The sequence below is a fragment of the Wolbachia endosymbiont of Kerria lacca genome (assembly GCF_051602725.1).
Taxonomy (GTDB): domain Bacteria; phylum Pseudomonadota; class Alphaproteobacteria; order Rickettsiales; family Anaplasmataceae; genus Wolbachia.
The window spans coordinates 470,551-483,126 of sequence record NZ_CP192272.1 but is presented as its reverse complement, the minus strand read 5'-3'; the positions used below and the strand labels follow the sequence as shown (position 1 = coordinate 483,126).

The 12,576-nt window shown below is 33.5% G+C and carries 11 protein-coding genes and 1 pseudogene; 7 read left to right on the top strand and 5 right to left on the bottom strand.

The genetic code is table 11. The features are described 5' to 3' along the window. Positions 1-72 precede the first annotated feature (72 nt). From ACQ4M0_RS02165 to ACQ4M0_RS02140, 6 genes and pseudogenes are all read left to right on the top strand, one after another. Entirely contained in the window at positions 73-447 is a 375-nt protein-coding gene (locus ACQ4M0_RS02165; protein ID WP_264685000.1) for a head decoration protein, read from the top strand. 32 nt (positions 448-479) lie between these two features. After that, the gene (locus tag ACQ4M0_RS02160) at positions 480-1,484 is read left to right on the top strand and encodes a major capsid protein (RefSeq protein WP_438456584.1); all 1,005 of its coding nucleotides are present in this window, start codon (positions 480-482) and stop codon (positions 1,482-1,484) included. Beyond that, on the top strand, positions 1,484-1,795 hold the full coding sequence (locus ACQ4M0_RS02155; RefSeq protein ID WP_438456583.1) for a head-tail joining protein: 312 nt from the start codon (positions 1,484-1,486) through the stop codon (positions 1,793-1,795). Before ACQ4M0_RS02160 ends, ACQ4M0_RS02155 begins: the two co-directional genes overlap by 1 nt. Beyond that, the gene (locus ACQ4M0_RS02150) at positions 1,788-2,306 is read left to right on the top strand and encodes a phage tail protein (protein ID WP_438456582.1); all 519 of its coding nucleotides are present in this window, start codon (positions 1,788-1,790) and stop codon (positions 2,304-2,306) included. Before ACQ4M0_RS02155 ends, ACQ4M0_RS02150 begins: the two co-directional genes overlap by 8 nt. Beyond that, on the top strand, positions 2,303-2,758 hold the full coding sequence (locus tag ACQ4M0_RS02145) for a hypothetical protein (RefSeq protein ID WP_438456581.1): 456 nt from the start codon (positions 2,303-2,305) through the stop codon (positions 2,756-2,758). The genes ACQ4M0_RS02150 and ACQ4M0_RS02145 overlap by 4 nt, the downstream gene beginning before the upstream one ends. A gap of 49 nt (positions 2,759-2,807) precedes the next feature. Beyond that, positions 2,808-3,845, top strand: a pseudogene (locus tag ACQ4M0_RS02140) (IS481 family transposase); the annotation flags it as partial. Positions 3,846-3,903: 58 nt separating this feature from the next. On the opposite strand, the gene ACQ4M0_RS02135 reads toward ACQ4M0_RS02140, so the two are convergent. The 5 genes from ACQ4M0_RS02135 to ACQ4M0_RS02115 form a co-directional block, all read right to left on the bottom strand. Further along, positions 3,904-4,065, bottom strand: coding sequence for a hypothetical protein (locus tag ACQ4M0_RS02135; RefSeq protein ID WP_438456663.1), 162 nt, complete (start codon positions 4,063-4,065; stop codon positions 3,904-3,906). 36 nt (positions 4,066-4,101) lie between these two features. Next, positions 4,102-4,773: an ankyrin repeat domain-containing protein gene (locus ACQ4M0_RS02130; protein ID WP_438456580.1), complete on the bottom strand. Its 672-nt coding sequence runs from the start codon at positions 4,771-4,773 to the stop codon at positions 4,102-4,104. 4 nt (positions 4,774-4,777) lie between these two features. After that, positions 4,778-4,918: a hypothetical protein gene (locus tag ACQ4M0_RS02125; protein ID WP_438456579.1), complete on the bottom strand. Its 141-nt coding sequence runs from the start codon at positions 4,916-4,918 to the stop codon at positions 4,778-4,780. Between the two features lie 173 nt (positions 4,919-5,091). Further along, positions 5,092-6,171, bottom strand: coding sequence for an RDD family protein (locus ACQ4M0_RS02120; protein ID WP_438456578.1), 1,080 nt, complete (start codon positions 6,169-6,171; stop codon positions 5,092-5,094). A gap of 628 nt (positions 6,172-6,799) precedes the next feature. Beyond that, on the bottom strand, positions 6,800-7,642 hold the full coding sequence (locus tag ACQ4M0_RS02115; protein ID WP_438456577.1) for a hypothetical protein: 843 nt from the start codon (positions 7,640-7,642) through the stop codon (positions 6,800-6,802). 315 nt (positions 7,643-7,957) lie between these two features. Here ACQ4M0_RS02115 and ACQ4M0_RS02110 point away from each other — a divergent pair, with 315 nt between their 5' ends. Then, positions 7,958-12,445: a DEAD/DEAH box helicase family protein gene (locus tag ACQ4M0_RS02110; protein ID WP_438456576.1), complete on the top strand. Its 4,488-nt coding sequence runs from the start codon at positions 7,958-7,960 to the stop codon at positions 12,443-12,445. Positions 12,446-12,576: the final 131 nt, after the last annotated feature.

Here is a 12,576-nt window from a genome sequence, read left to right as displayed (position 1 = left end):
TTTTTATAACCGCCGGGTACAACAACTACAAACATGGCGGTAAACTAAAGGGAAAAAAGGAGAAAAGAAAATATGACATGTATAACTGAACAAAATAATCTAGGTGACTTATTAAAGTATGAGGCATCAAGTCTATATTCAAGAGATCAAATAACAGTAGCTAAAGGTCAAAATCTTAAGCTTGGTGCAGTAGTTGCCAAGAAGACAGATGATGGTTTTATTAGAGTGCTGAACCCCACTGGAACAGACGGCACACAAACAGCAGTAGGAGTAATTACAACCGATATACATAGCAAAGATTCTGATATTAAAGGAGTAATTATTACTCGCAGTGCAATGCTAGCAGATCATGCAGTTGTATGGCCAACAAATATTACTGAAGAGCAGAAAGCTGCAGCAATAAAGCAACTTGAAGCACGAGGGATCATCATTCGCAAGGGAGTTTGACTAAAATTAATAGGAAAAAAGGGAGAGAAAAAATGCAAAATCCATTTACAAATACAGCATTTAGCATGACGGCACTAACAAATGCGCTGAATATATTGCCGATAAATTATGGACGAGTTGAAAATCTAAATTTGTTTCCAAGTAAGTCAGTAAGATTTAGACATATTACTATAGAAGAGCAAAACGGAGTATTAAGTTTACTACCAACGCAGTTACCCGGAGCGCCAGCAACAGTAGGAAAAAGAGGAAAAAGAAAGGTAAGAACATTTACGATTCCGCACATTCCGCATGATGATGTAGTGCTGCCAGAAGAAGTACAAGGAATAAGGGCATTTGGATCAGAAAGTGAACTTAAAGCGCTAGCAGACGTAATAACTGACCATTTACAACTAATGAGAAATAAACATGCAATAACATTAGAGCATTTACGAATGGGAGCGCTGAAAGGAATAATTTTAGATGCTGACGGGTCAGAATTATTAAATTTGTACAACGAATTTGAAATAGCACCAAAAGTAGTAAATTTTGCACTGGGAACAGCAACAACAGATGTAAAACGTAAGTGTCTGGAAGTACTCCGGCATATAGAAGATAATCTCAGTGGTGAATATATGACCGGAATTCATGCACTAGTAAGCCCTGAGTTTTTTGATGCACTAACTTCACATACTAAAGTGAAAGAAGCATACGAGAGATGGCAAGAAGGAGCAGCGCTTCGAAATGATATGAGGTCGGGATTTACGTTTTGTGGTATAACATTTGAGGAATATAGAGGGCAAGCAACTGACCCTGAAGGAACGGTGAGAAGATTTATTGAGAAAGATACAGGGCACTGTTTTCCACTAGGAACAGCAAGCACATTTACAACATACTTTGCACCAGCAGACTTTAATGAGACAGTAAACACTCTTGGACAGCCACTATATGCAAAACAAGAGCCAAGAAGATTTGATAGAGGAACTGATTTACATACGCAGTCAAATCCTCTGCCAATGTGCCATCGTCCGGGAGTTTTGGTAAAAATTAGTTCTAGTTGATGAATATAGGAAAATTATTGGAAGATTGTTTTGAGTATTTAGGAGTGGAAGCCACATATTGTAATAAAAATAAGGAGGCGATTCGAAAAATAAAAGTGCTAATTAAACGTCCTGAGACTACGTACTCTCTAGGTGCAGATGGAGCATTAACTCAGCAAATTGCTTCTATAGAAATACGTGATCAGGACGTTACTTCCTTTAGCATAGGTGATTATATCAAGATTGAAAAAAGGTTCTACAAGATTTTTGAACCACCATTGAAAGATTCTTCAGGTAAAATATTGAAAATTGAGGCAATAGAAAGTGTTTGATATTAAAATTAGTAATAATATTAATGAAATAATCTCCAATATTGAAAGAAAAGAGCAGAAAATAAAACTAGCAGCTATAAAAGCACTAAATAGAACAGCACTATGGTTAAAAGCGCAAGCAGCTAAGGAAATCAGTAAGGAAAAGAAGATAAAATTAAGTTTGATAAGAAAGAGATTAAGGATTTTTAAGGCGAAAACTAGCAGATTAGACGTGTTAATTAGAGTAAATCTCTATGACATTAGAGCATCGACAATTGGTAAAATACAAAAAACAAGAAGAGGATCGAAAGTAGGAAAGCATGAGTTTATAGGAGGATTTGCAGCAGTTATGCCAAAAGGAAATAGCGGTATTTTTAAGCGTGAAGGAAGAGCAGCATTGCCAATAAAGGAAGTTAAGTTGCCATTAGAACCTGAGGCTTCAAGGATAATAGGGAATCTTGTTAATTATGAAGTTGAAAAGGTATTTGAAAAATTCTTCCACCGCGAATTAAGTGACATTACACCTATATGAATTGGCAAGATTTACATCAAGCAATTTGCAGCACACTGAAGGAAGAAATACCGGCTATACAGACATGTGAAATTTATCCAGCAATAAGGAAAGAATTATTAGCACCAGCGGTATTTGTAGAACTTAGCAGTCTTGAAAAAGGAAGTGATCCAGGTACAGGTGAACTAGCTCTGAGGGTAAGATTTGAGGCACGAATTGTGATTGATAGCACAATAGAAAATGCCCCTATTATTGTCAGAACATTAGCTGCTGAGGTTGCGAAAGTAGTAAATAAAAGTACTTGGAACGTGAAAAATGTTTCACCAGGAGAATTTATATCAGGAGGAGGAGATGATTTTAGGCCAGAACTAGATGCTTATCTTGTGTGGCTAGTTGAATGGTTTCATGAGGTACACGTGGGTAAATCAGTATGGTCAACTGGCATAATGTGTATTAAACAAGACTTGATCTGACACTTTAAAAAAGTAAGTTATAAAATAATAAAAGAAAGGAGTGTTAGATATGAGTACGATACAAACAAAAATACTAAAACCAAAGTTAGGGTTATTAGAACTAGCAAAGCAATTAGGTAACGTATCACAAGCGTGTAAGGTGATGGGTTATTCGCGTGATACATTTTATCGATTTAAGGAGTTATATGAAAGTGGGGGAGAAGGAGCATTACATGAAATAAGTAAGAAAAAACCCCTATTAGCAAACAGAGTTTCCGAAGATATAGAAAGGGCAATAATTGGCATAGCTACAGAATTTCCAGCATATGGACAACAAAGAGCTGCAAATGAGCTGAGAAAAAGGGGTGTAATAATTTCCGAAGGTGGCGTAAGATCTGTATGGCTAAGAAATGACATTGAAACGTTCAAAAAAAGACTTAAAGCCCTTGAAGCAAAGGTTGCACAAGACGGCATAATTTTAACTGAAGAGCAACTTGCAGCATTGGAAAAAGTTAAAGAGCAAAGAGAAGCTCACGGTGAAATTGAAACAGAACATTCAGGTTATTTAGGGTCTCAAGATACTTATTACGTAGGCAATATCAAGGGCGTTGGGCGCATTTACCAGCAGACTTTTATTGATACATATTCGAGAGTGGCTTTTGCTAAGCTTTATACAGATAAAACTGCTATTACCGCTGCCGACTTGCTGAATGATAGAGTAATACCATTTTTTGATGTACAAAACGTGCCATTATTGCGCATTTTGACTGATAGAGGTACAGAATATTGTGGTAAACCAGAAAATCACGCTTATCAGCTTTATTTGGGAATTGAAAATATTGATCATTCAAGAACTAAAGCCAATTCACCACAAACTAATGGCATATGCGAAAGGTTTCATAAAACTATGCAAGATGAGTGTTACAATATTATCTTTAGAAAGAAAATCTACAGTTCTTTAGAAGATTTGCAGATAGATGTTGATCATTGGTTACGCTCTTACAATGAGACCAGGCCTCACTCAGGTAAATATTGCTATGGTAAAACGCCTATGCAGACTTTTCTTGATAGCAAACACATTGCTTTTCAGAAAAATATTAGTAACGTTAAACAAGAGACTGATATTAGTTTTCAATTCTTCTGTCAGTTAATTCGTTGCTGTCAGATTAAGTTGTGTCTAGTACAGCTGTATTACAAGCTACAACAGCTGACATTAAGGGTGTGCGTCCATAACCAAAATTATGTTCTGCATAACTTTCACTCTCTTGAATATTAACGTTTGCACAGTGATCAAGAAGTAATTTTACCATTGCTAGGTGATCGTGTATGGTAGCCCAGTTTAAAGGCGTAAGACCATTTATAGCTTAAACATTAACATTAGCACCATGGTCAATTAAGAATTGTGCAATCTCTAAATTGCCACGTATAGAAGCAGCATGTAAGGGAGTAGCACCATATTTATTTTTAACATCAACATCAGCTCCTTTCTCTACAAGGTACTTCACTGTATTTAAATCATCTTTTATAGTAGCTAAGTGTAAAGCTGTATCGCCATCTTCATTCATCACTTGTTGTTTTTTTGTATTCTGTTGCTTTTCTGTAACCTGCGGCACCTCTGTAACTTGTTGCATCTCTGTCGCAACTTGCTGACCCTCAGTAGTCTGTGGCACTTCTGTAACCTGCTGTTCACTTGTTTCAAAAAGATTGTTTAATGCTTCAGAAAGCTTATTTAAAACCCTGAAAGGGTTGGAGGCAACTGAAACCTTCCGCCAAATCTCCTTTACAAAATCCCTATCCCAAACCTCCTCCAAAACCCCTCTGTTCAGCATCTTGTCTACAAAATCCCTGGATTGTTCTTCTGTAACTTGTTGTTCTTTACCTGTAAATTGCTCTTCGCTAGAACTAGAAAAATGATCAATAAACTCCTCTACCAAATCTTTTACATACTCCTTAGCAGCCTCTTTCCCTAAATTACCTAAATTTCCACGGAGTTTATTTTTCTTACCTACACTTCGCTTTGAACGATGAAGTTCCACTGTATCATCTTTTACTTAAAATGATAATATCGTTTATTAATCTACTCGCTTCTTTATCACCCAGGCTTTTTTGCTTTAAAATATCAAGTAACTGAACAATATTATCCTTTTTAGTATTAATTAATCGTTCCTGACCTATACCCACTTTACCCTCCAGAAGTACAACTAAAAATTGCCTTCACCATCAAGCTAAATAATTGTAAATTACTTATGTAAATATCCAATTTAGCTTTACTTGTAACATAGGTATTTCTAGTGTCAACAATTTTTTCAAGTAAACTTTATACAGATCAGAAATTGAATAGTAAAATCCGTAAATTAGCCTTTAGGTTTATTTATCACTATTGCTTCTGCTTTTTTCTTTACAGCCACTGTTTTTGCAATTTTATCGTGAAGAAATTGCTTGCGTCTGTCAAATATTCCACATATGAAAATTAGTATTATAGCTGTAAAGGTTAAGTCTGATAAAGGTTCAGACCACCATTTAGAAATATACTTATTAAAAAAGAATATATCCATAATAAACAAAGAACTCAATATGAAGCTAATAACTTCAAGAGAAACATATCTAATTATTGCTTGTATTAGAGTAATATTGTTAAGTGTATCTGCATCTTTGATATGAATGCCGCATAACGATTGTCCTGGAGTACTACCAGATCTTTTTATCATGAATACTCCAAATACTATTGATAGCAAAAAAGATAAGCAACTACGTGTAATGAATAATTTAAATCCAGAAATGTGAAAAATTGCCCCTACAAGAACCAGCAAGACTAAAGAAATTCCTATAGTAATAAGATGGTCAATAATATATGCTATGGCACGTCTAGTTATTCCCACATAGTTTAAATTTAAATGACATTCTTCAGGTTTATAGTCTACCACTACCGTATTTGCAATTTTATCGTAGAAAAGCTGCTTGCGTTGATCAAATATTGAAGGTACTAGGATCAATATTGGTAAGATTAAAAACCACTCAGAAATGTAATAGACAGGTATAAACAAAAGCGCCTTGAGAGTACTTCTTGTCACTACTTGCATTAAAGCAGCGTTTTTAAGTGTATTTGCATCTTTTATATACATATCAAGTAGTAATTTTCCTGGAGTCCATCCAAGTTTTGTTATCATTAATACTTCTAATGCTATATATACTAATAATGTACCTAGGTCTCCTAGTATTTCATGTCGTTCTGATATAAGGCCAGTATCAGTGTCGGTATCAGAAAAGACATAATTAAAAAAGTTAGTAAGAGATTCTTCTGGTAATATAAATGAAATTAACAAAAAAAAGAATGAACAGCAGACTAGGAATGTTGTTTGGTCAACTAAATACGCTGCAATACGTTTAGTAACTTTTGCATAGTTCACTCTAACACCCATTTTTGTATCCAACACTATTATCTAATGTTATTATGTTAGTGCTTAAATAATAGTAAAATTGCTGCTGGTTGAGAGCATGAGAAATATTTACATTCATATAGAAAACATGGGTTCCTTTAGCATCACAACAAATTGAATTATTTACTTCCTCCAAAAAACATAAAAAGATCGTATATTTGTGAGAACAAGCAGCGTAAAAATAGAGTTGTGAAAGCAGAAGCTTGAAATCTTTGCAACAAAGCTAAGCAAATTAGTTCATATGTAAATTTAGCTGAAGTAGGCTAATATGGATGGTTTTAGCGCACAGTGAAATTACCATATAAAAAAGTTCGCACGGATCATTTGGTAGACCAATCCATTCCAAAAAAACTTGTTCTCACACTAGCTGGTTTTGGTTGTTGGAATTGGCTAGGTCGTTTAAGTTTTTAATGATATATAATATTAAATTAGTATAATTTGTTTTAAATGGTAAGATCATTTATTATAACCTTGAACCTACATACATTCCAAAAGGACAATGTAGTTTAGAATCTTGTGCAGCATGTGCGTAAGCTCAGACACAACACTACCTAAACTTATGCCAATTTTTTTGAGATTTAATATCAAAGGGAAAAATAATTTCAGCTATTTCTCCCTAATATAGTTAATTTTTGGTACTCTCTGAAGATCTACCTAATACAGGAAAGATTGAAGTTACACTATAAATACTTTTCAAGGCGCTTGTGACACTGTTAAGTGCATCTTTTGCATACTTGACTGACGTATCACAAGTACCGCTGAATATTTCTCTTGTTGAATGAGCTGATGGAATCGCGTCATAAGCATTTTTTAAGCCATCTTTAACAATACGATTTACATGGCCACTAATAAATGCTTCTTTTGTAGATGTAAATGCTTTTCCAAATGCTGCTTGGGTATCCTCTATAGAATCAACTGACGGCATAGCATCATAAGCATCTTTTAAGCCATTTTTAACAATACGATTTACACGACCACTAATAAATGCTTCCTTTGTAGATGTCAATTCTTTTCCAAGTGCTGCTTGGATACCCACTTCCTCTTCTGTTTGAGTTGTTTGGTCATTTTTCTCAGAAATTTTTTGCTTGTGAACTTTTACTTCATCTTCTTTGTTAGAGAGCTGCTCTTTTAGGCTAGAAATTTTAGTATTTTGTTGATTAAGTTGATCTTCTTTTTCAGCAATAGTTTTGTTTTTATTTAATATATCTCTTTCTTTCTGATTAATGACTTCGTTTTTCTCAGAAATGGTGTTGTTTTTACTAATTACAGCACATGAAAATGCAATAGTTGCAACAGAAAACACAGCAGCAACAACAATAAGTGGAAGACCAACACTCAAAGCTGCAACTGGAGCTAAAAAAACAATGTAAGGAGCTACAGCAAACACTCCTGATGCCAATAAAGCCGAAGTAGCCAAAGCACCACTCACAAGATAAGGTGCATTAGCTTTATTAAATATACTTTTCATTATATACCTCTCTATAGTTAATTTATTATTTTAATTATAATATAAATAAAGATAGTATGCAATACTTTAAATTAATTAATAAACTAGACCTGCAGATTCAAAGAAAAACAGTTCTCACGATCTTTGGTTTTTATTGTTATCAATGGTTATATTATTTGGGTTTTTACTAATGTACATTAAAGAGTTAATACTAATTCATTTGAAAATAATAGAAAAATTTATGATTATTTTATAATTCATTAATTAAATATCTTGATAAATTATCTAGTTTTATACATTATTAGAATATTAACACTGTATTTTAAAGGTAAAAACATGGTACATTCATCTGCGCAAATATTCACAAAATTTGATGAAAATTCAAAAAAGAGAAATATAGAAGGGCTAGAAAAGACTTACTTGGGAGTCTTGCTGTCAATTGAATTAAATAGCAAAACTTCTAAAAATTCGAAGGAAATTAAAGAAAAAATAGAAAGTTTGTTGAGTGGCAATCAAGATGAAGTAAAGAATAAAGTAAAAATAGGTGAAAGAGAAATTGATATAACTTTAACAAAGCAGGCAGAAGGTACATACAATGTTAAATTAGATATAGGTGATTCTTCTTCGGTAGATATTAAAGATACAAAAGATTACACTGTCGAGGATCTACTTAATTTGTGTGCGCAGCATGAGTTAACAATTAGCAAAGATGCAAAAGATAATTACCATTATAGTGTAACAATCAAAGGTAAAGAAAAAAGTGCAACAGTAGGTGGGCCTGGTAAAATTGTAATATTTCCACAACATTTATCTTACATCAAAGAAACAATAGAGCACTTGAAAGAAGGTAAGAATCCAACTAAAGAGTTTGCGCTTGCAACAGGAACTGGAAAAACATTCATAGAACTGCTTGTTGAATATTTGCCTGCTAGGCTAATGGGTGTACCTTATATATCCCTAGCACCTAATGAAGATCTTGTAACACAGAAACGTGATGACTGGAAAAAAGTATTATCTGACTCCGATATTGAAGATATTGAGTTGAAAGAGATAAGCGGTAATAAAGGGTGCTCTATATTGAGCAGCAAAAGCTTGATGAAAAATTGGAATCAATTTTTAGAGGCAATAGGTCTTGGACAGTTTCCTGATATTATAAAAGCTCTCAACATTGGAGATAAAGAATTTAAAATAAAAAATGGGAAAATAAATATAGATGGCAAAGATTTTTTAATTCTTACAGATAAAATTCAATTTGGAGATAAGGAATATAAAATTCAAAATGGTAAAGTTACAATTGATGATCAAGAATTTAAGCTAAATATTGAAAAATCTATATTTCTATCCTTTGATGAGGAGCACCGAGTGGCAGAGCAGGAGTTGTATAAACATCGTATGGTACTCTTATCTGCACTTGTGCCTACGCTGTTTTTAAGTGCAACGCCTTCAATAAGCACTCATAAATATATTAAAGAAAATGATGGTTTACTTAAAACTCTTTCTTTGACAGATAAAATGAAGTCAGGTGTGTATGGAGCTTTGAATCTACAAGTTCATACAAAGGTAAAAAGCAAGGATCTAGCAAAAGAATACTCTAATGGCGTTGAAGAATATGTAGATTTTAAGCCAGAAGAAAACGATAAATATAACAATGCAAATTTAACAGACGATGAGTTAAAAAAAGAAGTGGAGAATTACCTGTATAGAAATGTTCAAAGCGTCATTGGTGAATCAGCGTTAATTTTAGCTGAGTCAAATAAGCAGATAGATAACCTGAAAAAAATATTAAAATATGGTAGAAACGAGACCTTACCGAAACCTACTGGATCAAAGTTTTTTGACTTCTTAGATCGAACATTCGATCCTAAACCAGGCTATAAGTTAGTAACCCAGTCAAAAAAGTTTGCTCTCATAACAGAACAAGTTGCTAAGCAGTTCAATATTACAAAAGAAAAGGCATCTAAAATTGTAAAAGAACATTATGATTTTAGTGGTATTGCTGATTATTCTGCATTCCGTGTAATGCATGGAATAATTGAGAATACACTTTCATGCTTAACGGGTCTAAACAGACACGAGCTTGATGAAAAGAGGTGTACAGATTTGAAAGGCTTAGTAGAAGAAGTTAAAGCAGCATTAGACAATAATTATGATTTAGAAACATACGTTAAAGACCAAGGTGTTCAAAGCGATAAATTGAAGAAAGAGCTTGTTCAGCATATGAAATGTGTAATTGATGCTCTAAAAGAAAATAAAGACTCTGATTTATTTACAAGATTGATAAGAAACTGGAACCAAGATAAAAAACTTCACCTCTTGATGCCATCTAAAGAATTAGAAAGAGTTCCTAAAAAGCTAGTAGATTTACTCAGTAACGGCAATGATGCTGTAGTAAGAGACTACCTTGAATATTATGGAGTAGAAGAAAGTGAAATAGATGAGTTCTGCCAGCTATCAAAAAAAGTAGCTGCTGAAAGAATAGATTTTATCTCTTCTTTAAGAGGGTTGAGTGATGAAGAACAAAGTGAGCGCAAAAAATCTACATCCCTAGGAGAAAATGAGAAAAAGCTACTTGAAGATCTTGGGGAAGCGCTTGGAATGACATTAAGAAATGGTAGTAGGCTGACTTATTACTCGTTTTCCAGCCCTTCGTATTCTTATAATGAAAGAGAACATCCATTAAGAGCACTACAAGATTTTTGTTATGAAAATAAGCACAAAGTAAAATTAGAAAATTTAAATCGCTCAGGCAATTTATCTGTAGAAGATCTTAAGAGTAAGCTTTCAGACTATATAAGTGGCCAATCATTAGAAGAATTAGAGCTTGTAAAAAAGAAATTGTCCTCGAGTAACAGTTCAGGCATATGTGAAGATCTAATAGATCTAAATAAGAATGATTTTGATGCCAAGATGCTTGCTAAGATTAAGCGAGATGACCATTATGAAGAACGTCTTAAATGGTGGAGAGATGAGGTATGCCCAGGTGATAAAAATGTAGAGTCTATAATAGACTTGCTACTCGCTACTTATCATAATAAAAAAGAGTGGACTCAAGAATGCTTAAAAAAGGTGGACATAGTACGGTTAAATCATATTCTGAAGGATAGGGAGAATTATGTTAAGCAGAATCTTGAGAAAATTAACTCTTATAAGGAAAGTCTTATAAAAAAGTTAGATCAAGAACAGTTAGCTAAATTGGCAATAGGCCATTTATCAGAAGATGAGCTAAAGAATTTATATGAGGATTTATTGGGAGAAGAAAACGATCATTATGCTTTGTGCCGCATGGGATTAGTTGGTAATGATATAGATCCTACCAAGGTACAGGGATACAATGACATCAATTTACAACATATTGGGATGCTAATAGACCCAATATCCACTGATTTTAACAAGCCTGCACAACTTATTCAAGCTCCAGGTAGACTTAGATGCCTAAATCCTAATAGACACTCCACATTCTTTTGCTATTCCAATGGTGAACTGAGCTTTGACATAAATCTACTCAAGAAAGGAGGAGGGTATATTGATGCTTATAATGAATCAGTAGCAAAGCTGTCAAATCAGCAAATGTATGAAAATAAGCTTGCAACAGAGATAATAGATTATATTAACCAAGAAATAAAGAGCCTGAAAAGAATTGATGATTTGGCTGATCAAAGTATTCAAATTGCCTTAGATTCGTTTATAGAAGTTTATAATACCAATGGGCATGACTTCAATAAAAGTAAGAAGGAATTTATTGGTGTATTAAAACATGCACGAAGAAAGCTTAATAACTATGAAAAAGAGTTAAGAGATGATGACGGTTTAGGTATCAAAATACTTAAAATGTTATATAAGGCTGTAATAACAGTTCAGTATCTTCTTAATCGTTTCACGTATTACTTGGAAACAAGAAATACTTATAATGACTTTTTGAAGGAAGTTAATGAGTTGAAGAAAGATCCGAATGTGGATACTTATGCTCATATTATAGCAGAATATAGCGTTAAAAATGTCACAGAGATTCATTTATTAAGTGAGAAATTTAATGAAGCTTATCAACAGAGAAAAAAACCACAGGACGAAACTGACACTAAAAGCTTCAATAATTACTTAGAGCATATGAGTGCATGTTTGAAACATCCAGTGCATCTTAAATTGTTTGATAAAATAGTATCACCATTGATGAAAGGTGATTATTTACTCAAGTTACTTGATCAGATTTATCCAGGAGAAAACAATCAAAATAAAGTGGAGAATTTGAGAAAATTCAGGAAAAATTTAAAGGATAAATCTTTTCAATTCAAAAAGGATGACTTAAGTAACATAGAGCAGGTGCAATCTTATTTGCAGAATATAATTGAAAGAATTAACATCTGTAATAATAATTATTATAGAGTAGGAAAGTATGATACTTCTATTATTCCTGCTGCTGTATCAAAATACAGGATTAATAGTACATGTGAAATTGAAGAGAGTAAAGAATCAAGTGAGTGTAGACAAAAATATATAGAGCAACAACAACGTAAAGCTGGAATTACATGTGAAAGTGACTTAAATGAGCTAGAGATTTTGTCACAAAGGGAAAATATAAAATTGGCAAAAGAAGCTGCAGATTATGTTATCTCTCCACTGCTTGGTGACTCTTCTCGTGCAGCAAAAAATAAGCAAAGCTCAGAAGAAGATAAAACAATTATCAATAGTGTTGTTGATAAAGCAAATGAAGTTAAAAATGATCTTGAGAAAAACGTCAAGCTTTTTACTGTTGAAGAAATTGTTTCGCCAAGCACTGAGTTTATTAATCCTATAGCAAAATTGAAAGACACTTCGAGAGGTTTATAGGAGGTAAGAAAAAGGGAGGAAAGCTAAAAAGGAGCGATTGCTCTATTATGCAACGAATATTTTAGAGAGCACAGATGATGAAAGTTAGTAATCACAAAAATGTAAGGTTGTGCCAAGAAGTATAGCCTTTC